The organism is Paenibacillus sp. 1_12 (assembly GCF_900114475.1).
Lineage (GTDB): Bacteria > Bacillota > Bacilli > Paenibacillales > NBRC-103111 > Paenibacillus_S.
Genome location: NZ_FOTE01000007.1, coordinates 241388 through 266090 on the forward strand (window position 1 = coordinate 241388; position 24703 = coordinate 266090).

At 44.3% G+C, this 24703-nt stretch carries 14 protein-coding genes and 1 other annotated feature (1 of these 15 only partly in view); all 14 genes read left to right on the top strand.

Translation table 11 applies throughout. From position 1 onward, the window contains the following. A partial coding sequence (locus tag BM210_RS35380; RefSeq protein ID WP_218184939.1) for a hypothetical protein occupies positions 1–675 on the top strand: 675 nt, incomplete at its 5' end. A 251-nt stretch (positions 676–926) separates the two neighbouring features. Further along, positions 927–1901, top strand: a complete 975-nt coding sequence (locus BM210_RS17750; protein ID WP_091170797.1) for an ABC transporter permease — start codon at positions 927–929, stop codon at positions 1899–1901. 17 nt (positions 1902–1918) lie between these two features. Then, complete coding sequence (locus tag BM210_RS17755; RefSeq protein ID WP_091170801.1) at positions 1919–2797, top strand: carbohydrate ABC transporter permease; 879 nt, start codon at positions 1919–1921, stop codon at positions 2795–2797. Between the two features lie 69 nt (positions 2798–2866). Next, positions 2867–4387: an extracellular solute-binding protein gene (locus BM210_RS17760; RefSeq protein WP_091170802.1), complete on the top strand. Its 1521-nt coding sequence runs from the start codon at positions 2867–2869 to the stop codon at positions 4385–4387. A 120-nt stretch (positions 4388–4507) separates the two neighbouring features. Continuing rightward, positions 4508–6805: a helix-turn-helix domain-containing protein gene (locus BM210_RS17765; protein ID WP_091170805.1), complete on the top strand. Its 2298-nt coding sequence runs from the start codon at positions 4508–4510 to the stop codon at positions 6803–6805. A 78-nt stretch (positions 6806–6883) separates the two neighbouring features. Then, positions 6884–8041: an oligogalacturonate lyase family protein gene (locus BM210_RS17770; RefSeq protein WP_091170806.1), complete on the top strand. Its 1158-nt coding sequence runs from the start codon at positions 6884–6886 to the stop codon at positions 8039–8041. A 57-nt stretch (positions 8042–8098) separates the two neighbouring features. Continuing rightward, positions 8099–10645 (top strand): hypothetical protein, encoded by a 2547-nt coding sequence (locus tag BM210_RS17775; protein WP_091170809.1) that lies wholly within the window; start codon positions 8099–8101, stop codon positions 10643–10645. Positions 10646–11491: 846 nt separating this feature from the next. Next, the gene (locus tag BM210_RS17780; RefSeq protein ID WP_371263499.1) at positions 11492–14911 is read left to right on the top strand and encodes a BACON domain-containing protein; all 3420 of its coding nucleotides are present in this window, start codon (positions 11492–11494) and stop codon (positions 14909–14911) included. Positions 14912–14971: 60 nt separating this feature from the next. Further along, a complete protein-coding gene (locus tag BM210_RS17785; RefSeq protein WP_091170814.1) occupies positions 14972–16342 on the top strand; it encodes a dipeptidase in 1371 nt (456 codons plus the stop codon). 293 nt (positions 16343–16635) lie between these two features. Continuing rightward, on the top strand, positions 16636–18090 hold the full coding sequence (locus BM210_RS17790) for a serine hydrolase domain-containing protein (RefSeq protein ID WP_091170815.1): 1455 nt from the start codon (positions 16636–16638) through the stop codon (positions 18088–18090). Between the two features lie 277 nt (positions 18091–18367). Further along, positions 18368–18877, top strand: a complete 510-nt coding sequence (locus BM210_RS17795) for a cupin domain-containing protein (protein WP_091170818.1) — start codon at positions 18368–18370, stop codon at positions 18875–18877. A 339-nt stretch (positions 18878–19216) separates the two neighbouring features. Then, positions 19217–20986 carry an ABC transporter ATP-binding protein gene (locus tag BM210_RS17800; RefSeq protein ID WP_177237876.1) on the top strand — a complete coding sequence of 590 codons (1770 nt, stop codon included), beginning with the start codon at positions 19217–19219 and terminating at the stop codon, positions 20984–20986. Continuing rightward, positions 20983–22698, top strand: a complete 1716-nt coding sequence (locus BM210_RS17805; RefSeq protein WP_091170823.1) for an ABC transporter ATP-binding protein — start codon at positions 20983–20985, stop codon at positions 22696–22698. Before BM210_RS17800 ends, BM210_RS17805 begins: the two co-directional genes overlap by 4 nt. Positions 22699–22894: 196 nt before the next feature. Continuing rightward, positions 22895–24070, top strand: coding sequence for an FAD-dependent oxidoreductase (locus tag BM210_RS17810; RefSeq protein WP_091170826.1), 1176 nt, complete (start codon positions 22895–22897; stop codon positions 24068–24070). A 477-nt stretch (positions 24071–24547) separates the two neighbouring features. Beyond that, positions 24548–24703: a binding site (T-box leader), on the top strand; it runs 115 nt beyond the window's last position.

A 24703-nucleotide genomic window follows, 5' to 3' on the forward strand; every position in this document is an offset into this window, starting at 1 on the left:
GTGACAGGTGGTTTAGGTGCGACAGGCGTAACGGGAGTGACGGGTGTCACAGGTGCGACAGGCGCAATAGGAGCGACAGGTATCACAGGCGCAACGGGTGCCACAGGAGTGACAGGTGTCACAGGGACTACCGGAGCAACAGGTACAACTGGTATCACAGGCGCGACAGGGTCCGGTGCGGCTTTCATTGAAACATTGAAAATGGGGGACATAAATGCATTGATTGCTTTTAACACTGGTGGAGGAAACAATGAAGCGATTGGATCTCTTGCATTTAATGGACAGCAATCAACTATCAGTAGACTTGCAGCTTATGTCACTCAACTAGGTAGTAACACAGGTGACTTTCAGATGGCAGTTCTACAACCACTCACTTCAACAATATCTACAGTTATTGCTGTAACTACCGTAGTGTCCTCTTTAACAGCAGGTCTGTTCATTTTACCGTTAACAGCACCTGTTACCCTTAATGGTAATAATATTTATTATATTGCTGTATACAACCAGATTAACGGCTCAACGATAGGTGGACGAAGTACGGGTTCAGGTACAATAGGAAATGCTTTTGCAATCAATTTTAGAGTTCAAAATCTCACGGGATTTACTACGGGTGAATTAATTAACACAAGTGATACAAGTTTACTTTTATCACCTTGGAATGCTGGGTTAGCCTAGAATTACTTTCAACACCATTTAATTATAAATATAACCAACCCAATATCCATAACAATTAGACTGCCACAATACGGCAGTCTTTTTCATTAATCTGGCAGCGTTACAGGTCTAAAAGTAACAAAAAAGGCGCCAAATTAATATTTCTCTATAAATGAACATAGACGGAAATGTAGATACCACATTAAGATGAGTCACGTAAGCACAAGTTTACTACCAAGAAATACAGGTCAACTCATTAAGGAGAGATCAACATGAAGGCTGTTGACTTTACAGCAAACGAAAAGCCTTACAAGCCAACCGAGATATCAAGAAAAGAGAGGGTTGCACGCTCGTTCAAGAAAATGGTTCGGGATCGATGGCTGTACTTTATGATTTTTCCGGGACTTGTTTATTATTTGATATTCAAGTACGGACCGATGTGGGGGATATCGATTGCCTTCCAAGATTACTCACCTTTCTTGGGCATAAGCGGCAGCAAGTGGACAGGAATGAAGCATTTTATCAGGCTGTTTCAGGATCCAGCCTTTTATATGCTGCTAAAAAATACACTGCTGCTCTCCCTTGCTAACCTTGTATTCGCTTTTCCGATGCCTATTATCGTGGCACTCATGCTAAACGAGCTGCGTAAGGAGCTGTTCAAAAAATGGATTCAAACCATGATCTATATTCCACATTTCATGTCGTGGGTGATCATTGTCGGCATGTTTTTTGTATTATTCGAATCGCGGGATGGATTGTTTCAAAAATGGATCGTAACGCTCGGTTTGGAGCCTTTTACCTTTATGATGGACCCGCAAAAATTCCGGCCGCTTTACGTCATTCAAATCATTTGGCGGGATACAGGCTGGGGCACGATCATTTATTTGGCGGCACTGGCCGGCATCGATCCGCAATTGTATGAAGCTGCTAAGATCGACGGTGCGGGAAGGTTACGTCAAATGTGGTCGGTAACCCTGCCTTCGATCCGAAGTACCATAGTGATCCTGTTTATTTTGCGCCTTGGGGACATCCTGGATCTTGGTTTTGAACATGCCTACTTACTTTTGAACCCGCTGAACCGGGAAGTAGCCGAAATATTCGATACGTATGTATATACGATGGGTATTATTCAAGGGTCTTACAGCTACTCAACGGCAATCGGTCTGTTTAAATCGGGCATAGGACTCGTACTCGTGCTCATGGCTAACACATTGTCCAAAAAATGGGGAGAAGAAGGTATACTATAAAGAAAGGGGCTACACCCATGCTGCGCGATCGTTCTTGGAGCAGTCGATTGTTTGATTACTTGAATATGACGCTATTGATCTTGTTTGCGCTTGCCGCAACACTGCCATTTGTTCATATCGTAGGGACTTCTTTTGCAACAGAGCAGGAAATATTGACCAGGGATTTCATGTTATTTCCGACTGTATTTACTTGGGATGCGTACCGCTTCATATTCGCGTCAGATCGAATAACGAACAGCTTAGCGGTGACGGTACTGATTACGGTGGCTGGAACAGCGATCAATTTGTTCTTCACCTCCATGATGGCGTATCCGCTTTCACGAAGGGAATTAATCGGACGGAAACCGATTATGATGCTTATCCTGTTTACATTACTTTTTAGCGGTGGAATGATTCCTACATTTTTAATTGTTAAAAGCTTAGGGCTGTTAAATTCGTATTGGTCACTTCTGCTGCCTGGTGCGATCAGTACGTTCAACTTAATTATTTTAAAAAATTTCTTTCAGCAGATGCCGGACGGCATTGAAGAATCAGCAAAAATAGACGGCGCTAACGATTTAAGCATTCTCATCCGAATTGTGCTGCCGCTTTCATTGCCAGCGATGGCGACCTTCGCTTTGTTCTACGCGGTTGGACATTGGAACACGTTTATGTCCGCGATTTTATATATGAACGACAGCAAAAAATGGCCAATCCAGGTTCTCCTGCGTTCCATCGTGCTATTGTCGCAAGGCGGTTTGCAGGATGCAGAGAGTGTACCAGACTATTTGCACATACCGCCAGAAACGGTGAAGATGGCAGTTATTACCGTCGCTACGCTGCCGATTCTATGTGTGTATCCTTTTTTGCAAAAGCATTTCGCGAAAGGCGTCCTGCTTGGGTCCGTAAAAGGGTGAGCCCTGTGGCTGACTCAGCAACTAACGGTTTTAGTATTCATACATATAAAAATATGGAGGTCACAAAATATGATGAAACAGTTCACAAACAAAAGATGGCTGAATGCCGCAATGGTAATGACGATTGGAGGAACCATGCTCGCAGGCTGCTCCACTAGTACATTGGAACAGAAGAATACGTCTGTCGCCGCGGATACCGGGGTACCGACTCCAATCCAAATCATGAGCATCGGTGGCGCCGAAACGCCAAAGGAGAACAGTGAAGTATTAAAAGAAATCGAGAAAATGACGAATACAAAGCTTACCATTACTTGGGTTCCGGATTCGGCCTATGTGGACAAAGCGAATGCTACGTTAGCATCCGGAGAGCTGCCACAAGTCATGTACACCAATGCAATAAAGTCTCCCAATATTATGAATGCGATCAACGCGGGAGCTTTTTGGGAAATCGGACCCTATTTGAAGGAGTTTCCGAACTTGAACAAATTGGATCCAGACACGATGAGCAGCTTGGCTATTGACAATAAACAATATTTGCTTATTCGGACTCGCGATTCCGCTCGTCACGTAGTGGCATACCGTAAAGATTGGCTTACCACATTGGAACTTCAAGAGCCGAAGACGTTGGACGATTTATATAAGGTAGCCAAAGCGTTCACAGAGAACGATCCCGATAAAAACGGCAAGAACGATACGTACGGCTTTACGGAAATCAACACACTGGATACATTTAACCGGAATATTGCTGTATATCATGGCGCACCCTTAAGCTTTGGGATTACAAACAATGCGCTCGTACCGTCCTTCTCGACGCCGGAATATTTAGAGGGGCTTAAGTTTTACCGTAAACTGTTTGCAGAGAAAATAATGAATCCAGATTTTGTGCTCATTAACAGCAAACAGCGGATGGAAATGATGACTAAAGGAAAAGCGGGAATTATTATTGCACCGGATTCCGACTTAATCACGATTCAAAAGGATGCGGTAAAGCTTGACCCGAAAGCGGAGTTTGCTTTTCTTCAAGGCTTCACGGGGCCAAAAGGGTTGAAGGTTTCCGGAACCGGCGGTTACCTTGGTGGATTCCTTTTCGCTAAAAACAGTATTAAAACAGAAGCGGAGCTGAAGAAAATACTAGGATTTTTTGATAAAATATCTACTCAAGAAGGCATGACCTTGTTGTCAAGGGGCATTAAAGATGTGGATTATAAGCTGGTGGACGGCTTTGTAACCCCTATTCCAGAGCGTTCCGATGGCAGGATTGCAGATGGTGCCTTTAACAATTTGGCGGTGCTGCACCAAAATGTAGCCTTACCGTTGAAACGGACTCCAGTCGAGGACAAGGTGTTCAGTTTAGTTGAAGCAAACAATAAGATTGCTATTTTCGATATGGCCCGAGCCTTTAATTCTCAAACAAAAGCAGAGAAAGGCGCTCAACTGGATAAAACCATTAATGATGCGCGAATCAAATACATCATGGGCGAAATCGATGAGTCCGGATATCTGAAAGCTGTAGAGCTATGGAACACATCAGGAGGTAATCAAGTTATGAAAGAGTTAAATGAGGAGTACCAGAAATCATTGAAAAAATGATCTAAGAAGGAAGATGGCTCTTGCCATCTTCTTTCTCACAGCTGTAACATCACGAACATGATTTGCCCATATTGAACACAATGTTAGTATTTCGATGATTAGGTTTTACGGAGGTGGCTCATGAGGGCACGAAGAAAGCTTACATACTTAAATAAATTGGTGCTCTACGGCTGCGTTCTTGGTATTGTCCCCCTTTTGACACTCGGCATATTTTCATATATTCGCGCGTCGAATACGATTCAGAAGTATGTAGAAGAAAGCCATTTGCAAATATTGAAGCAAAACGAGTTCAGGGTTGAACAAAACCTGAAAATAGTGGAGACGACGATCACCTCTTTTTTAAGCTCATCTTTTGTGTCTAATTCCCTTTTACTTCCACTTGAGAATAAATACTATGATGAGTTTACTCAATTGGCAGGAAGCTTTCGACAGCTGCAAGTATTTGAACTGGGAGTCACAGAAGTTGGTTTTTATAATTTGGAGCAAAAATGGTTGATTACCAATCATGGTATTAGCGCCTTCGATGAGAAGACAGCCAATGAAGATGTCGCTCTTTATTTGAACATAAAAAAGGATTCTTCCTGGATATATGATTCGAACGGCGTGAAGCTGGTCAAGAAAAACCCCGTTTTCGTTCCTTCACCGTCTATCATTGCGATAGCCGGGATTCCATTGTCTCACTTGCGCAGCTTGCTTCTGTCGGACAGTAAGCTGGGCAGTACGTTTTTGCTGAATGAGGACTTGCTGCCTCTAGCGTCCCAGAACGAACCGTTTACCAACGATTTGCTGCAGTCTCAAGAGGCGATAACCGCCATTTCGGACAAGAAGCAAAAGAGCGGCCATTTTGAGATGGAATACAATAATCAAACATTGGGAGTGACCTTTATCCGATCTCCACTCAACGGTTGGGTTTATGTCGCTGCTGTGTCTATTGATGATATTACGAGGGAATCTAAGGCGATTGGTCAATTTACGTTATGGATCTGTTTAATCATTGTCTTGTTTATTGTGGTGGGCACATTGTTTGGCTCACGTCAAATGTACGGTCCCATTCGCAGGCTTCATGCGGCTGTCGTTGGTCAAGCGGACAAAGCAGGGAAAATCGGACACGGTATCGATGACGAGCTGCTGCAGATCCGACAAAGATTTTTATCTCTACTTGATACACAGCAGACGATGACGACGCAGCTGCAGGGACAGCAAGGCCAGCTTAAGGAGTTTTTTGTTCGCAGGTTGTTTTTAGGTGAGGTACAGTCTCGGGAAATCAGGGAGCAAATCCAAAGATTCGGTTTTAACGATTCATGGAAGCAATTCACAGTGGTTACCGTGGAAATCGATTCACTCGATCAAACGCATTATCAGCAAAGGGATCGGGACCTGCTTCTGTTTGCTATCAGCAATATGGCGGGGGAATTGGCTTCACCCGATATCCGATTAGATCCAATCGTGCTGCACCAGGGTCAATCCACCGTGATTGGCGCAAGTGGGGGAGATCGTGAGCAGGTGAAGCAGTTAGCGTACCGATTTGCGGAACATATTCAGCAGGCGGCAAGCTCTTACCTTGGCTTAACTGTTAGTGTTGGGATAAGCAGAGATTATCATGAGTTGAGCGATGTGCCAAAAGCATATCAAGAATCGCTAGAAGCCTTAAAATACAGAGTAAGATTAGGAAATGCAGCCATCATCTTCATTGATGAGGTGATTAATCAAACGGTAGCTGAAGCCTCTTATCCTGGCAAGTTGGCTGAAGAACTGATGAAAGCCGTCAAAAGCTCTGATTTGGAAATGGCAAATGTATTGCTCCCGCAATTTATGCAAGAGCTTGTTAAGGAACCGTTTCATTTTCAAGAATACCAATTCTCACTAATCCGATTCTTGTCTGAACTTGGAAGCTTGCTGCAGGACCAAGGGATACCGCTTCGCACTCTCGCTACGGCAGATGAAGCGCTCTTTGATCATTTGCTTAAGCTTCGAACTGTGGATGAAATTGAAGTTTGGTTGAAGCAAGCGGTCATAAATCCAGTTCTTATCATGCTCGAGGAAAAGCGGAATTCACAGTTCCAAAATATTTCGGATGAGGTGATCCGGATGATTCATGAAGGCTTCGATATGGATTTAACCTTGGAGGCTTGCGCCTCTCGGATCGATTACCATCCTCATTATGTATCCAAAGTGTTCCGACAAGAAACCGGCGTTAATTTTAGTGATTATTTGCTGCAGCATCGGTTGGTCATGGCCAAGAAATGGCTGGTGCATACGGATATGAAAATATCCGATATCGCAGATAAGCTGAAGTACGCGAGCGCGGGGAATTTTATTCGCTACTTCCGCAAAATTGAAGGAATGACTCCGGGACAATACAGGGAACAAATGCTAGCATCCTGGAATGGAGAGTATGAGGAGGAGGAGGTCAAATAAATAAGAGACCCTTCTTTCATTCAAGAGCATGCAGCAAGCTTCATGCTGAGCAAATTAATGTAGAGGAGCTGTATGTAGATGAAAGGCGATGTGTATGTATCTTCCATTACCAAGAAGACGGACGAACTAACCGGTACGGAGCTCATTCAGCTCACCGATAATAGCGGGGACACGTATCATCCGTACTTTACGAAAACATTAATTGATCTTAATAACGAGTATATGCTGCTTGGCTCCAACAGAACAGGGGCATGGCAGCTATATACGCTGCGTTTACGGGATGGACAGATGGTGCAGATTACGGAATCTATTGGTATTCAACCGTTCAATTCGGTTCTTGATGCGAAGCATCATAAGGTATATTATTTTGCGAATCGGACTTTGAAATGCGTAAGGTTAGATAATTTGGAAGAAGATGAGCTTATGGAAATTCCCGAAGGCTTTAAACCGAGTGATATGTCCATAACGAACGAAGGGGACTTTCTTTCGTTCTCCTACGTTGAGAAAATTGATTTATCCACGGAGACGACCAAAATATATTCGGCTATGAGAGAGACGTTTTTCCGTAAACCCACAAGTGTTATCATCCGCTTTGATGTTGCGAAAAAAATGCCTTTTGCGGTGTGGGGTGAACACCGCTGGATTTCCCATGTCAACATCAGTCCTCTTGATCCAAATTTGATTTTATTTTGTCATGAAGGCCCTTGGCATTTGGTTCACCGAATGTGGACCGCCCGGGTGGACCGTGATGAGGTATTGCCTTTAATCGATCAGCGACCAGGTTTGGAGAAAATCGGACATGAATTTTTTACCGCAAGCGGCAGAATCGGAGCTCAATATTCATATAGGGACCGAATCGGCGATGAGTTTTATAAGCATGGGGACATATTCGTCAATGCGGATGGAACTGGCGAGAGAAGGTATTATTACCCGTACACCCGTCCTTCCCATATTCAACTCAATTACGAGGAAACCCTTGGCGTTGGGGATCGCGCGCCGATTCGTAAGGAGATGAAGGATCACGGCAACTATATTGCTTTGTTGAAATATGAGGGAGAAAGTGTTCAAGTTGGCTTGCTGTGCAAGCACGAAACGTCCTGGCGAACACAAGTAAGCCATCCACACCCAATATTCACGCGTGACGATCAGTATGTCATTTTTTCATCCGATAGGGGAGGGAAAGCAAATGTTTATATGGCCAGGGTGGACTGGGATGCATGCGTGAAGAGCGATTAAGAATGGCGATACCCGATAGACTTGTTTGTGGGTCTTTAAATAGGAGGAATGTACGTCATGAGTAAACGTGAACCACAAGAACCGATCATGGAATGGTTGTATGCTGGACCGTTTGAAATCGACGTTTCGGACTTATACGAGAGCAATTATCAAGTTCCGATCGAGCCGTATGAGCATTTTTTAGCGTCCGGAATCTCAGAGGCAGTCCAAATAAGGAAGGCTAAGGAGGGAGAATCTTTTCAATGGTTCAATCAAACTAAGCCTTGGACGTATCTAAGAACGAATCCCGCGGATAAAAAAGTCACCTGGGCAAGGTTTGGTACGCATGCCCGCTTGTTGCAGACTTTTGCTTATCAAGAGCTCTATATCGAAAATGCCAGTGATGTTCGCTGTCATCTTCAAATAACTGGAAGCGCGGCTCTCATAATCAATGGCAAGGTCGAGTTTCATTTGAATAAATTTGGAACAGCGTCTGCGGAACATGATTTCACGATTCGGCTGGAAGCAGGCTGGAATAGCTGCATCCTTGTATTGACTAATGTGCACGTACACAGTATCAATTCTTTTGCGTTAAGTTATGATGTCCCTGATTTGGTGGTAAGGCTGCCTCTTGTAGAGATGACAACGGAGGAAAGGGCTGCGGTTGAAGCTCAATTTGACGACTTTTATTTACTTCATACATTACTGGACGACAACCATAAAGGTGTTGAGTTATGCTTCGACCGCTTCATCCAATTGGAGGGAGGCTACGAAGCCGATGTCTATAAAGGCGATCAGAGGCTGACTCGTATAAAAGTAGAGGGCAGCGGTCCAGTAACGATTCTGCTTTTACCAGGCTCCTCACTGAATGAAGCAGATGATTATACCGTCCGTTTGCGGTATGTGTCCCGATTAGGGCAGGCTGTAGAAGGGCCGTCGCTTCCCTTTCAAAAAATTAGCCATTGGGATTTTACTGAAGAAATCAAAGCAAGCTTCAAGTTGAGAACAAGTGCTCTTCTGAACCGTTACGTATCTTTGCCCGCCCCAACTTTGACTCAACGCGGTATTGGCGTAAGCGGCATTTACTATGAGCTTGCGAAGCTTGAAGCAGGTCATTCTGCGGATACCCTTCGTTACGAAATCATCGAGAATACGTTGGATTATATAGAGTCACGCTATGATTGCGCCGATTTTGCCCTGCACGGAGTGCTGCGCTTATTTTACAAATATCGGTCCCATCTTTCATTGCCGGAAGGCTTATGGGAGCGTGTGAAGACAATTATCCTTGGGTTTAAATACGGGGAGGACGAACCGGGTAAATCGATGATGTTTTGCCGCAGCGAAAATCATCAAATATTATTTTTCAGTGCTGAATATTTGGCAGGTCGGCTATTTCCGAATGAAATCTTCATGGCAAGCGGGCAAAATGGGGTATTCCATGCGTTTCGTGGACGGCTGAAAACGGAGCGTTGGATTAAAGAAAAGGGCACTTACGGGTTTACGGAATGGCACTCTAACATTTATTACGAGGAGGATTTGATTGCACTGCTGAATCTGCACGATTTTTCCGAAACGGGCGGATATTTACGACACTTGACCAAGCAGCTCCTTGATTTTACGTGCTTTTTGATAGCGACTCATCAGTCTCGAGGTGTGATGGGAACTACGCACGGCCGTTCTTATGAAAATATGATGCTCCATCCCGAGCTAGAAGGCATGAGTCATCTGAATTGGCTATTGTTCGGTCAGCCTGAACGTATCGTAAGTCGATTGTCTATGGGAGCTGTGATCTTATGTGGAAGCGGTTACAAGATACTCCCTGATCATGAAAAACTTGCACAGTCCGTAAAGCCGATTTATACGTTATCCCGCATGGGGATGTTCCCTCATCACGGACTTGGAGGTGTGAATTGCGCCACATACCGTACAAAGGATTATATGGTGTCGGGAATGGTTGAGTCCAAGAAGGGAACCAAGGGCGACTTGGTGCAGGCAGGTCAAATATTATTGGATGGGCAATTGCCTATTTTCGTTACCTGCTTCGATAATAATTCGGAAACAACTCGCCCCTCTTATTGGGGAGGCCAGTACGTTATTCCAAAAATGATAACTTATAAAAATACTATGGCCTATATATATGAGATTCCGACTGTTGCCGGATTTACGCATTGTTATTTCCCTTTCTCGATGTTCGATGAAATCGTCCAACAAGGTAAATGGTTATTTGGAAGAAAAAACAATGCTTATATTGGGCTTCATTCTACGAATACAATGATCCGTACGCAAAGCGGAAAATGGAAGGACAAAGAGCTTCTATGTCTGAATAAAAGCAATACTTGGCTCTTCGAAGCAGGAAGCAGGGAGGAGTGGGGGAGCTTCTCCAAATTTGTCGAGGCCATATCATCAGCGGAGCTGAAGCAGGACGATGAGGTTTTACTGTTTCACTCGCCAACGAACGGGAGATTTGAGCTAAGCTGGAATCAAACCTGCTTGCGTGGCGGTAAAGCTATGTTAGTGAAAGATTATCCGCTGATACTCAATGATTATGCTTATGGGGAATATGGCTCTGGCATCATTGAAATGAAATTGGAGGACAAACAAGGTGTATTGAATTTTAATATGTAACATGGCGATTATAGGTCTGTTCTTTTATATAGCTAATTATAGAAGGGAATGTTATGGATGATAAGTAACTATGGTTCTCCCTCTTTAGTACAGAATGCAGCTTTGCTGAAAAACTTTAACTGGAAGCATTCAGAATTCCTTGTTAGAGAAAGGGTGTTTAATGTTGCGAGAAAGAGTCTGCTTGCATTGGTCGCCTTATTAGCGTGCCTGATGTTTGCCATCAATCCCACTTATGCTGATATTGTAGCGGTTGATGAGAGCTTTGATAATCCATTATCTGCAAGCTGGCTCGCAACATCTGGCTCCGCAGGTATTACCAGTGGGGTTTCGGGAGCGCACGGCAATGTTTACAAGGTGTACAAAAGCGCAGCCGATTCCAAATTAAATACGTGGTGGGCATCCCCTGTATTCAATACGGATACGGTGACTGCCGAACTGAGAGGGATGACGGATAATTTCTCTGCAGAGCGAGTCATTACACTTTCCAAGAATGATAGCTTAACCTCAGAAACGAATATGAAGGTGTTTGCCTATCTTGTCATCAAGACGGATGGCAGCCTTGTCGCAAGACCGTCGAGCGGAGCGTCAGGTGATATCGTATTGCTTGGAAGTGGAGGTATCGTAGCTGGCACCTGGTATTCGCTCAAGATAGACATGTCTTTTGTTACGAACAAGTATAAGGTATATGTAAATGATCAGCTAAAGGGCTCCAATCTTGCTCGTTATTCGGCAAACGCCACTGGGATATCGTTTTTTCAAGCTAAAGCTCTTTCAGGAAGTTCCCTGTATATCGATGATCTTAAAATATATAGAGAAGCGCCATCAGCACCAGCCGGAGGTTTGAGTGTGACTACGAGTGCTCCTCAGGAGTCTGGCTTGGAAGGCAAGACCATTGTGAATGTTGCCGAAGCAGCAAGCACTGGGAATACGTATAAGTATAAAAACTTCGGCAGTGTCGCAGTCACGATCCCCAATGTAGGCGACAATGCCACAGACTATGTGGTTTTACCTGCAGACGGCCTAATCATGGCGTCTCGAGACGATAAGATTGCCGTGATCGAAGTAGATGGCGGAGGTGGAATCGTTAGGTTCGGCCAAGCGGTGGCAACGTCCGCTGATATTGTGGCGATCAATGAAAATTTTGAGTCAGGTATATTGGCCGGTGCTAACTGGATCGCTACCTCGGGGACCTCGGGAATCGTTAGTGGTGTGCAGGGAGTTGCTGGCAAGGTATACAAAGTACAGGTGCCAGGCGGTACCTCTAGTTTGAGCAGATGGTTCACGAATGCCTTGTTCCAAGACCGTAAAACGGCTGTGACTGCTCAAATGAAAGTGATGATGGATAACATGAACGGGGATAAATCCATATATTTGTCTAAAGCCGATGATGCGAACGGAACGAATAGAAAGGACTATGTCTATCTTGTGCTCCAAACGGATGGAAGTCTGGTCGCCAAGAAGGGAAACAGCGATGGCACGGACAGGGTTTTACTCGACAGCGGCAGCTTAGTTTCCGATCGATGGTATGCAATCCGAGTGGATGTTACCGTAAGCTCCGGTAAATACAGTGTCTATGTGGACGATGAATTGGCAGGATCGGTCATCGCGCGTAATTCATCAAGTGCAACGGAGATTACGTATTTTCAAGCAAAATCCACACTAGGCAGTGCGATTAATTTGGATGATCTTATCATATTCCAAGCGATTCCTCCTTCAGGCTTGTCCGCCGTTCCGACCTTCGAGGCAGCTAGTTACTATCTCCCGTACGGAAATTCGGAGGCGCAGGTGAATGTTTATTACAAAAAGAAGGATACGGTAGAGTGGAAGAAGGCATTTACCCCCTATTACAGCAACGATGACCATCAATTCCGCGGAAGTATCGTTTATTTGAGTGAGAATACGGACTACGATATGAAAGCCGACATTATAGAGAATGGAATACAGACAGACTCGCAGCAAGCCACATTCAAGACTTGGACCTCTGAGGTTCCGATTGCTCAAGTCATCCCGGTATCGCAGTTGCATAACTCAGGCAGCGGTCCGTTAATTATTGACAAGCAGCTGTCGGGAACGGCAACTGGTTGGATCAAAATTATCGGAGACGGTACAACGGTCATCGATGCCGGTAATGCTTCGGAATCAGCTGTCAGCGTGAAAAACACCAAGTACATTATTTTGGAAAATCTAAAGGTAAAAGGCGGTAAGCTCAACGGCTTCGAGATCAACCAAGCAGAATCAATCCGAATCATCAATAATGAAGTATACGGTTGGGGGAGAGCAGGTGTGATAAATCTTGAGAAGGGTGATTATTATGACGAAACGGGAGCGCCAATTGACTTTGATTCAGGTATCAAAGTATTCGACTCCAGTAAAATTGTTGTCGAACGCAACTATGTACATGATCCTCGCGGCCAAACCAATGCATGGTCTGGTGATACATGGGCCAATACACACCCTCATGGTCCTACTGCCATAAATGTGAAGGGTGGCACGGGGAAGGGGGGGATCGTCGTCCGGTACAACGATTTGATCGGCAGCGATGATCATCGTTGGAATGATGCGATAACAGGTGGGGCTTTTAATGGGTATACATATGCAGGTCTCTCCCGCGATGGAGACATCTATGGCAATATGCTTGCCTTCGGTCAGGACGACGGTACGGAGCTTGACGGCGGTGCGATGAATGTTCGTTACTACAATAACAAAATCGAAGGCTTCTATTCGGCCATCAGCACGGCTCCTAACATGCAAGGGCCGACCTACCTGTTCCGTAATTTGGTTACCAATTTGGGTGACTCCTACAACAAGGTCAGTTCAATGGTTAAAGCAGGTGGTGGAAGCACCTATTCCAAAGGGCGGCAGTATTATTTCAATAATACCGTATTTACCCGTGGTCAAGGTATCAATGGAATTGGCTACGGAAGTGATGCGGACCGTACGCTGTTTTATGCAACATCGCGCAATAATGTGATTGTGAATACAAGATACAGCAAAGACTCCGCTATCAAAGATAATCAGATGCTGAATACGAACGATTTTGATTATGATGTCCTCGGCAATCGTGCCTATACGAACGGACTTCCCAAAGTGATTTATTCGGAAGGACAAGAAGCACACGGCCAGTTCGGGCTTCCTTTATTTATGAATATCGCGAATGCGGATTTTCGTCTTTCGGCAGGCAGTTTAGGGATTAACTCCGGTTCGGTTCTGGATAATTTCGCCGATTCCTATACCGGTACGACACCGGATGCGGGTGCGTGGGAGCAAGGTGATTCAGCCCCATTGCCGGCTCGCCCCATTCCGCTTAAAGCTGACAAATATCAAGTTAATTTAAATGGTACTGAAGCGCAAAGCGTTACTGTAACCGTCGGTACTCTGAAGGAAAACAGCATGAATTATCGTATTCGAAAGAATGAGGCCAACGATTGGCTGACTATCGTTACCCCAGACAGCGGGACGTTGACTTCAGATACTACGCTGACATTAACTCTTCAAGCGGATAGGACGAAATTCCGGCGTCATTTGGAGAAATCAGTCGTGCTCGTCCGTTTGGACAATGGCTACTCATTGCCGATTACGGTATATGCAGACCAGACTCCGCCTATTACCGATCTTGAGATTACTGGCAATCGAATCAATGCTTCTACTGATCCCATTGCCATTTACAACTCAGATCTGGTCCTGAGTATGTTTGCCAACAACGAAAGCCTAAGCTATATAAAATATGAGTACAGCTTGGACGGCGGAGCTCATTGGGGTGCGTACAACGGGCAACTCACTTTTACTGAAGACAAGAACTACACCTTGATGTACCGTGCCATTGATGCCTCAGGGAATGTCGAGGCAGCCCGAACATTCAGCTTTATCGTCGAACATATGGGGCAGCAGCACAATATGTTGGCAGCTCCTGCAAACTTAACGGCCTTATCAGACGACGGACATATAACGTTAGGTTGGAGCAGTGTGACGGGAGCTACTTACTACCATATATATCAAGGGGTAACAGCAGGTGTATACGACTCTACCCCTGCAGCAACAGTAACGAGCACAACCTATACGTTATCGGGCCTAATGAATAATCATGTTTATTTCTATACAATTAAGGCAGTCAATGCAGCAGATCTCAGCCCGTTTTCTAATGAAGTAAGCGTAACACCTCAGACGGTCTTTGAATGGACCAGACGTGTTAACCGCGTCAATGGGGGGGTCAAAGGTCATTTTGAAGTATTACCTGTACTTTCTGCCAACGTAGAGTTTGATTTTTAGGCTGTAGTATGATAATAAGGGGGAGTAGCTAATTCTATTCATTTCATTGGGAGGCCAAACATGACGTTTCAATCATATTTCGAAAACCGCAAAGAACAACACATGCAGGAATTAAAGGAATGGTTGTCCATTCCGAGTATCTCAGCTTTATCTGTCAATAAGCCTGATGTTTGCCGAGCAGCCGAATGGCTGTCTGAAGCGTTGAAACGGGCAGGTTTGGAAAATGTTTCGATCCACGAAACAAAAGGGCATCCAGTTGTTTATGCTGATTATGTGCGTGGAGAGGATAAACCGACAGTGCTTGTTTACGGTCATTACGACGTTCAGCCCGTTGATCCTCTAGGCCTGTGGGAAACGCCGCCCTTTGAGCCAACTGTACGTGACGGAAAGCTGTATGCTAGAGGTGCTACCGATGATAAAGGGCAGCTTTTTCTTCATATTAAGGCTGTCGAAGCTTTCTTGGAGCAGGGACTGCCGCTTCCAGTTAATATCAAGTTTTGTGTCGAAGGTGAAGAAGAGATCGGCAGCCCCCACCTCCCATCCTTTCTTGAGCAGAATCGAGAATTATTTGCGGCCGATTATGTGTTGATCTCAGACACATCGTTGCTAGAGAAGGGACGTCCGGCCATTAGTACGGGACTTCGCGGATTATGCTCTTTGGAGGTTGCAGTTACGTCTGCGCGGACTGATCTTCATTCGGGTTCCTATGGTGGTGGCGTTCCCAATGCGCTTCATGCGATTGCCGCTCTGTTGACCTCGCTGCACGATGAACAGGGCCGAGTCACTGTAGCTGGATTCTACGACGATGTGCCGGAGCTATCCGATTTGGATCGCGAAGAATTTGCAAAGCTGGCTTTTGACGAAGAGAAGCTGAAGCAGGAACTAGGCCTTGATGAACTCTACGGTGAAGAAGGTTATTCGTTCGTGGAGCGCGTGGGAGCGCGGCCAACGCTGGAGGTGAATGGACTTTATGGTGGTTTCCAGGGTGAAGGTACGAAGACGGTCATTCCACGCGTGGCAACTGCGAAGATCACCAGCAGGCTAGTGGGAACGCAAAATCCGCAGGATATTCTAGACAAGGTCGAACGCCATTTAAAAGCACATATACAGAGTGGCGCGACCGTGACCGTTACCCAATTGGAAAGAGGCAACCCGTTTACGATGAATCCCGCCACTCCAGTCTTGCAAAAAGCAGCAGATGCCTATGAACGTGTCTATGGTGTACGCCCTGTATTTACCAAAGACGGCGGTTCGATTCCGATTGTTGAGGCGTTCTCCCGCCTGCTGGATGTTCCGGTTGTACTGATGGGATTTGGTCTGCCGGACGAAAACCTGCATGCCCCGAACGAACATTTTAACCTGGAAAATTTCGATTTGGGACTGCTTACGATAACAACGTTTTTGCAGTTGTTATCTGAGAGCAAAAACTGAGTTGAAATGATATGAGTCTGAGTATGAAGCCAGCTTTTTTGCGCGAAACCAAATAGTAAATTAACAGCCGGAGTGTGCCATTAGACGCTCCGGTTTGTAGTATTTAGGACTTGGCGCACCCTTGAAAAGTTGATGATCTGAAATTGTAACCGTTTTCTTTGATATATAAGGAATTGCTCTGCAAACATTCCTTGGCTTATATTAACCCAAATAAGATATGAAAACAGGAAGGAATTCCCTATCCAATTGCGAATTACAATACTAATCCCAACCCAAAGGAGTGATTATTTATTATGACTCAATCGAATCTTTTACCGCGCTGCCTTCCTGAATCGGTCGGCATTTCTTCATCGGCAGTATCCGCCTTTTTGGAGGCGGCGGATAGCGGCGATCATGGTCTGCACAGCTTTATGCTGATGCGCCACGGCAAGGTTGCTGCGGAAGCCTGGTGGTCACCTTACGGACCTGACAGGCCGCATATGATGTTTTCCTTAAGCAAAAGCTTCACCTCGACGGCTGTAGGGCTTGCCGTATCTGAAGGGCTGCTTTCGGTCGATGATGATGTCGTCTCTTTTTTTTCGGAGAAAAATCCAATTGACGATGCCAACCTGAGCAAAATGCGTGTAAGGCACTTGCTATCCATGTCGACCGGACATGAAAAGGATACGACCAATTCACTGCGCGAACGAAAGGACGGGGATTGGATTCAGGCGTTTCTCGAATTGCCGGTCGAGCAAAATCCGGGCACGCATTTCGTCTATAACAGTGGCGCAAGCTTTATGTTATCCGCCATTGTGCAGAAGGTTACAGGTCAAACAACACACGAGTATTTACAACCGCGTCTGTTCGAGCCTCTCGGCATCACCGGCACCACTTGGGAAACCTGCCCTCGCGGTATGAGCGTTGGCGGCTGGGGCTTGACCCTAAAAACCGAGGATATTATCCGATTCGGGCAGCTGTATTTGCAAAAAGGGCAGTGGAACGGCCAGCAGATATTACCAGAGTCTTGGGTTGACGAAGCCACGTGTTTCCATGTGTCCAACGCAGGGACCAGCGAGAATATCGATTGGCAGCAGGGCTATGGTTATCAATTTTGGCGATGCCAGCATAACGCATACCGAGGTGACGGTGCATTCGGACAGTTTTGCATATTGCTGCCTGAACACAATGCGGTAGTTGCTATGACCTCAGGTACGAGAAACATGCAAAATGTCCTCAATCTCGTCTGGGAGCATCTGCTACCGGCAATGTCGAATGGTTCACTACCTGCAGATGAGCGGGCACAGGCTGATTTGGCTGATAAAGCTGGCGTTGTTGCATATTCTCCACTGAGCTCTGATATCCGGTCGCCTTTGTCCGAGCAGGTTTCGGGCAGCCGCTACGGATTTCCTGAGAACGAGCTGAACATTCAGGGGGTAGCATTTGATTTTAACGCGGATGAATGCGTCGTCACACTGTGGCACGAACAGGGTCAGACGCAGGTGCGATGCGGGCTTGGCTATTGGGTAGAAATGGATACGAATCCGACTCGTCAACCGTCTCGGATAGTGGCAAGCGGCAAATGGCAAAGCGATGATACATTCGTAATGAACTGGAGATATGTGGAAACCCCGTACTCCGAAACGATGACTTGTAAGTTTGAGGACGACAAGTTGAAGGTGCTGATCGACCCCTACGTCAAGTTCAACAAGATGAAGGAGCCTATCGTTCTTGAAAGCAATAAAATGGACAGTACATTGGAAATCTGATTAGCGGTTCCATTTTTGACAATCCTCCTGTCCCTGTAAAGGCTAGAAGGTTGTCTTTTTTATACTCTAAAGACACAAACGGTTCAGAAAGAGTTCTAATGTCATGTTCCATCGTCACAAAAAATGAGCAAGCATATATGAGATGATAGAATGGAGTCATGATCAAATGTGAAGTTCGATAAGATGCCATTCGATGCCAGAATTGCTCCACCATCTAGTGGCCCTGCTAATTAAAGCAGGAAAATTGCTGATGCATTCATAAAGGGAGAGGAATTTTATGAATAGTTCAAACGTATTGTCTTTTAATTTTGAGGATGACGGGACGATTCCGAACAATCCGGATCTGCCTGTACTTGTTTACCAAGGCGCGTTAAAGGATAAGGCTGATCAAGCCGAAGCCATCTTTAATCAGAATAACTGGTTGAATAGTTGGACGAACGGTGTGTATGGTTATCATCATTACCATAGCAATGCGCATGAGGTTCTGGGTGTGCTTCGTGGAAATGCAAGGCTGCAAATCGGCGGCGAATCCGGAGAAAAAGTTGAGGTGTATGCAGGCGACATTATAGTTCTGCCTGCAGGAACAGGACATAAAAGACTTGAGGCAAGCCCGGACTTTAGAGTTGCAGGAGCTTATCCAAACGGGATGAGCTGCAATCTGAAAACGGGTAGAAAAGAAGAAAGACTCTCTGATCTGAATGAAATTAAACAGGAACAGGTCCCCCTACCTAAACAAGATCCTATATACGGCGCCCAGGGGCCGTTGATTACGCATTGGAAAAAGTAGTGATCGTGGAGTCCTCTGAGTTCGGCAGGTTTATACCAAACAGGCTGCCACGAGACAGCCTGTTTTTACGCGTATGAGTATTTGTAACCGATAGAACTATATCTGCGTACGTTATCTGATTTTGTTGGCGGACCCATTCTTAAACCTAAACTAGTGTTTTCATTTTGTCTTATAACGCCAAAAACGACACCTATAGGTATCGTTTTTCTGATTTAGGTTGTATTTAATAAAGGATTATTCTCTCGTTTTCCATAATCATATTATAAATCATTTACGAATATAAGTCTATACTTTTCTGAATATTTAATATAATTTGTGTAGGAAGGAGGTATGAAAAAAATGGAAATTCAAGCACTCATCAAACAATATGTTATACATCCACAACGTGTATATTTTTGGATTCTAACTTACTTAACTTCTTATTATGCTTTATTGATTATGCTTGTCGGAAGTGGTGTACTTATTGCTTCAGCAGAACTGGCCATTCCTAAATATGTGGAAGCCTTTATCGATTGGGTCATACCAAGTAAAGACAATGAACTGTTTGGCACTATGTTCTTGGGACTGTCAGCACTATTATTCATCTTGGTCTGTGCAACCGCCTGGAAAAATACACTTCAAAGAAATCTACAAGAGAAAGCATCCCGTGATTTGCTGGAATCGATGCTAATTCACTTAAATCTTTTGGGAGTCGCATATTCCGACAGGCATCCGACGGGTGAAACATTCTCTTTGTTTCATACGGAAATAGCTGCTGCCCAAACGATATTTAAACAACATCTACCCGCAATGATCCAAAGCTTTATCACATTTCTCTTTTCTGTGCTCGTTTTATACAAAATACAGCCTATATTTGTACTTATCATTGGGGGATGTTTTCTTACCTTCTATGTACTCGGTCCCTATTTTTTGAGAAAAACAAATACATACAGTAAAGAAGCTGCTGCTAACCGTACCACTTTACAAAAAAAGCTGTATGATAGCGTATCATCCTTACTGGAAGTCCGGTCTTATTCAGCCCAAGAATGGGATCAGAGACTATTTAGGGCCAAAGAGGAAGCACTCCACAGATCGGAATTAAAGCGGCAGCTATATTGGCTTATGCGGTGGTTATGGCGTAAGGTGACCATCAATATAGGGCTTATCATCACCTGTATTTATGGAATATCGATGGTATACGCTGAACGAATGACTGTTGGGGAATTTACCGCAGTATTCACAATTTATTTTATTATGATGGATGGGTTGATCGAACTGGTAACGTCATTCATGGAACAAAGCCTTCTTCTTCACCAAGTGGAACGATTGTATCAATTCATGCATGAAGAGCCAGAAGTGAAAGAAAATCATAAGGCTGTTGTATTGCCAAAAATACGTGGGGATTTACAGTATAAAAATGTTCACTTTCACTATCATTCAGAAGACACGGTGCTGCAAGGCCTGGATTTGAAAGTATGTGCAGGTGAAAAAGTTGTTATTGTAGGTCGGAGTGGTAATGGGAAATCGACATTATTGAAATTATTGGGTCGATTTTATGATCCGTCTCATGGTTATATAGGGCTGGATGGGGTACAGCTGGATCAAATTTCAATTCATCAATTAAGAGATGCAATCGGATATGTTTTTCAAGAAACGTATCTTTTCGGGACAACCATTCGGGATAACATCCGTTTCGGAAAAATAGAAGCAACAGATGAAGACATTCTGAAGGCGGCAAAGGCTGCGTATGCTCATGAATTTATAGAGAAGCTTCCACTAGGATACGATACCTTCATTGGCGAACGAGGGATAAAGCTTTCTGGTGGACAAAAACAGCGAATTGCAATAGCAAGAATGTTCATAAAAGACCCCGCAATCCTGCTCCTTGATGAAGCTACTTCTGCTTTAGACAATTCCAGTGAAAAAGAGGTTAATGATGCATTACACACATTGATGGAAGGGCGCACTACGATTACCGTGGCTCACCGCTTATCTACTATTCGCAGCTATGATCGTATCGTTGTACTTGAGGCAGGCCGTGTCATAGAGGATGGTCCATATGAATCGTTAATAAAAAAGAAGGGATACTTTTTTCAATTGATTGAGGGTGAAAAGGAGGATAAGCAATGAATTATGTCTGGCTGTGGACTTATGTTGCACAAAGAAAAGGTTTATACCTTATAGCTTTGGTTGTTCTAGTCATCATGGCTGTGTCTGGCATTGGAATGGTAGGGGTTCAGAAAATGATTTTGGATGATCTACTTGTTCAACGCCAATATGATCGGATGTTTACGGTTCTTGGATGGCTAGCTTTAAGTATGGTGCTGTATTACGTTTCACAAACTTTATCTAACATCTTGATGCTGAGCAACCAATTGTTTTTTCAAAGGCAGCTAACCAAGTGTCTGATGAATTCGCTTCATCGTATATCTGCTCAAAATTATCGGAACAGCAGAGTCGCTGATCTCATGCATTATTTTAATCAAGATGCAGTTGAAACGGCAAAGACGATTTCTCATTATATTCCTTCCGGTTTGCAAAAAATCGCAACTATGATCATCCTTCTTTATATCGTTGGGAGTGAGAGTTGGGTCATCGTCATAAGCGCAATTGGGTTAGGTATTCTCTATATATGTATAAGCAAATATTATGGAATCCGTCTCAAACATGCAGCAAAAGAAGTACAAGAATCTAGGGCAAAATATCAAGTAGGCATGGAAGAAGGCATTTCATCCGTCCGTGAAACAGTTGCTTATAATCGAATAGGTTGGCAAACGGACAAGCTTAATAAATTATTTTTGTTATATTTCTCTAAAATTTTGAATGAAGGCAAATTAATGAATAAACAACTTTTCACAAGCGAGCCCATTAAGTGGGGAGTCGTATTGCTTGTTCTCGGATTTGGGGGATACCAGGTCATGCACGGCTCCATGTCTATCGGAATGTTCATTATTACTTTCCATTTCTCGACCCAGTTGATTTATGCAGTTCATGCCGTTTATTTTTTTGTAATTGAAATTTCTCAAAAGATGGCTCATGTTGAACGTTTACGCTCGTTTACCAGTTTAGATTCAAACTCAGAAAAAGGTAATACCTTAGAAGATCCAATCGATTCTATTGTTTTTGATTGCATTCGTTTTAAATATGAAGAAGATGGTCAGGAAATACTAAGTGATTTAAAGTGTACGGTTTCTGCTGGTAATCATGTTGCTTTTGTCGGATCAAGCGGAGCTGGAAAGTCTACACTTGTACAGCTGCTGCTTCGATTTGTTGAGCCTGATAGTGGTGAAATTCGGATCAATAACATTTCCTTATATGATCTAAACAACTCGGAATGGATGAAACGAATAGCAGTTGTATCTCAAGAACCGTATTTATTTCCCGAATCGATCATTTTTAATTTGAAAATGGGGGAAGAATATTCCAATAAGGTTATTGAAGAAATATGCCGATTGACTGATATTCATGATTATATAATGAGTCTTTCTGATGGTTATGAGACTAAAATCGGTGAACGTGGGATTACTCTCTCTGGGGGGCAACGGCAGCGTATTTCGTTAGCCCGGGCTTTATTACGGAATCCAGAGGTCTTAATTTTAGATGAGGCTACATCACAATTGGACATGGAAACAGAACGCAATATTATGCAAAATATTAAATGTGCGAGGAAAAATAAAATAATGATAATAATCGCTCATCGATTATCAACAGTTGAGAATTCAGATGTTATATTTTATGTGGCAGATGGTCGTATAGTCGAGCAGGGAAATCATTCGTCATTAATGGATTTGCAAGGAGAGTATTCAGGACTAGTGCTGCGGCAGCATATGTCAGCTAGATAAGATGAACCAAAGAAACACACAGCCCGAGCGTAGAAAGCGGACCCTTCTGGAGAAATGAAGTGTTCGCCTTTGCGGACGGATTCTTACCCCGAGGGAAAATTTATTTTTTAACGAACAATGATCTTTACGAACATTGTTCGTTGTGGTATAAATATATTAAGCCATTCAAAAATCTAACTATAAGGTGTTGATACTCATGACAAAAGCAACAGAAACAGTAAAGGAACAGCAACGTATCGTAATTGTTGGGGGAGGACCGGGCGGGCTGACGTTGGCTCTTATTCTCCAAAGGCATGGAATACAAACCACTGTCTATGAACGTGAACCGTCCCCAACCAGCAACCAGCAGGGTGGTTCACTGGATCTGCATATCGAGTCCGGTCAGAGAGCGCTGAGAGAGGCGGGTTTGTATGAAAAAATCGAAGCGATCGCTCGATATGAAGGAGAAGATTTTCGCATTTTCGATAAATCTGGCAAAATCTATTTGGACGAAGCGGCTGAAGACAGTGGAGGAGAGCGACCCGAAATCGATCGCGGTACGCTGCGTAAGCTATTATTGAACGCGCTCGATCCTGATTGCATTCGTTGGGGGCATAAATTGGTCGAAGCGATTCCTCTGCAAGATGGCAGGCACGAACTTCACTTTGAGAACGGGCAAATGGACACTGCTCATCTTGTCGTGGCTGCCGACGGTGCCTTCTCCCGTATTCGGCCACTACTTACGGATTCGGTTTCTGAATATAGTGGACTCAGTATGGTTGAACTCAACCTGCAAAATGTCGCCACTGCTCATCCTGATATCGCTGCTTTCAACGGTCGTGGGAAAATGTTTGCACTTGCGGATCATAAGGCAATTATTGCTCAGTTGAATGGAGACGGGAGCATCCGTGTATACTTGAGTTTTAAAATTGAGCAGGAATGGCTCGATACTTGCGATATTCCGTTTGATCAGCCTGATGCGGCGAAACAGATGCTGCTTCAGCAATTTAGCGATTGGGACGACTCACTGAAAAATTATATTCGATCCGCAGACGGTGCCATCCTACCTAGACGCATCTATATGCTTCCTGTAGGTCTTAAGTGGACCCGTAAACCGGGCGTCACACTAATAGGTGATGCCGCGCATTTGATGTCTCCTTTTGCGGGAGAAGGTGTCAACTTGGCGATGCTGGATGCCGCAGAACTGGCATTGTCTATCGTTCAACACGGCGATGTAAACAAGGCAGTCGAAGCCTACGAGGAGAAAATGTATGCCTATACGTCCAAAGCAGCCGAGGAATCGGATGAGAATCTCAAGCTTTGCTTCTCTGAAGATGCTGCAACCAAGTTGAGTAGTTTGATGAACCAATATCGTGACCAGTTACCCGTCTAACGAATAAACTTAATCATCATGGTGTAATCAAATATTAAGTGTATATAATTCTGTAGGCACGAAGTGTTCATCTTGGCCGACGGATTCTTAACCCTATAGGACTAAGAATACAATATGTATATTTGTGTAACTGTAAGCATTGTGCTATCATAATAGCCATCATAAAATGCGATGAAGAGAAAAAATACGAAGGCTCTTATGTCCAGAGAGCAGAGGAAACGCTGAAACCTTTGCCATAATCCCTTTGTATGATGTCGTCTCGGAGCTTTTGATCGAAAGTCGAGTCAATCGTTGGTTCGATGAGTAGTCTCGAACGGAATGGCACACGTTATCGTGCTGCAGGTAAGGGAAACCTTACCTCATGAGGCTGAAATCGTAAGATTCTTGGCAAATCAGGGTGGTACCACGAAATGTTCCCCTTTCGTCCCTTTAGGATCGACAGTAGTTTTCTGTCGCCTTAGGATTTATTTTTTAAATATAAAAGCGATGAAGAGAAAAAAATACGAAGGCTCTTATGTCCAGAGAGCAGAGGGAACGCTGAAACCTTTGCCATAATCCCTTTGTATGATGTCGTCTCGGAGCTTTTGATCGAAAGTCGAGTCAATCGTTGGTTCGATGAGTAGTCTCGAACGG

What these genes read in the sequence shown, in the direction of transcription:
- BM210_RS17795 (WP_091170818.1), top strand. Translation starts at nt 18,368, where the DNA reads ATGAATAGTTCAAACGTATTGTCTTTTAATTTTGAGGATGACGGGACG.
- BM210_RS17755 (WP_091170801.1), top strand. Translation starts at nt 1,919, where the DNA reads ATGCTGCGCGATCGTTCTTGGAGCAGTCGATTGTTTGATTACTTGAAT.
- BM210_RS17810 (WP_091170826.1), top strand. Translation starts at nt 22,895, where the DNA reads ATGACAAAAGCAACAGAAACAGTAAAGGAACAGCAACGTATCGTAATT.
- BM210_RS17800 (WP_177237876.1), top strand. Translation starts at nt 19,217, where the DNA reads ATGGAAATTCAAGCACTCATCAAACAATATGTTATACATCCACAACGT.
- BM210_RS17770 (WP_091170806.1), top strand. Translation starts at nt 6,884, where the DNA reads ATGAAAGGCGATGTGTATGTATCTTCCATTACCAAGAAGACGGACGAA.
- BM210_RS17765 (WP_091170805.1), top strand. Translation starts at nt 4,508, where the DNA reads ATGAGGGCACGAAGAAAGCTTACATACTTAAATAAATTGGTGCTCTAC.
- BM210_RS17775 (WP_091170809.1), top strand. Translation starts at nt 8,099, where the DNA reads ATGAGTAAACGTGAACCACAAGAACCGATCATGGAATGGTTGTATGCT.
- BM210_RS17785 (WP_091170814.1), top strand. Translation starts at nt 14,972, where the DNA reads ATGACGTTTCAATCATATTTCGAAAACCGCAAAGAACAACACATGCAG.
- BM210_RS17750 (WP_091170797.1), top strand. Translation starts at nt 927, where the DNA reads ATGAAGGCTGTTGACTTTACAGCAAACGAAAAGCCTTACAAGCCAACC.
- BM210_RS17760 (WP_091170802.1), top strand. Translation starts at nt 2,867, where the DNA reads ATGATGAAACAGTTCACAAACAAAAGATGGCTGAATGCCGCAATGGTA.
- BM210_RS17805 (WP_091170823.1), top strand. Translation starts at nt 20,983, where the DNA reads ATGAATTATGTCTGGCTGTGGACTTATGTTGCACAAAGAAAAGGTTTA.
- BM210_RS17790 (WP_091170815.1), top strand. Translation starts at nt 16,636, where the DNA reads ATGACTCAATCGAATCTTTTACCGCGCTGCCTTCCTGAATCGGTCGGC.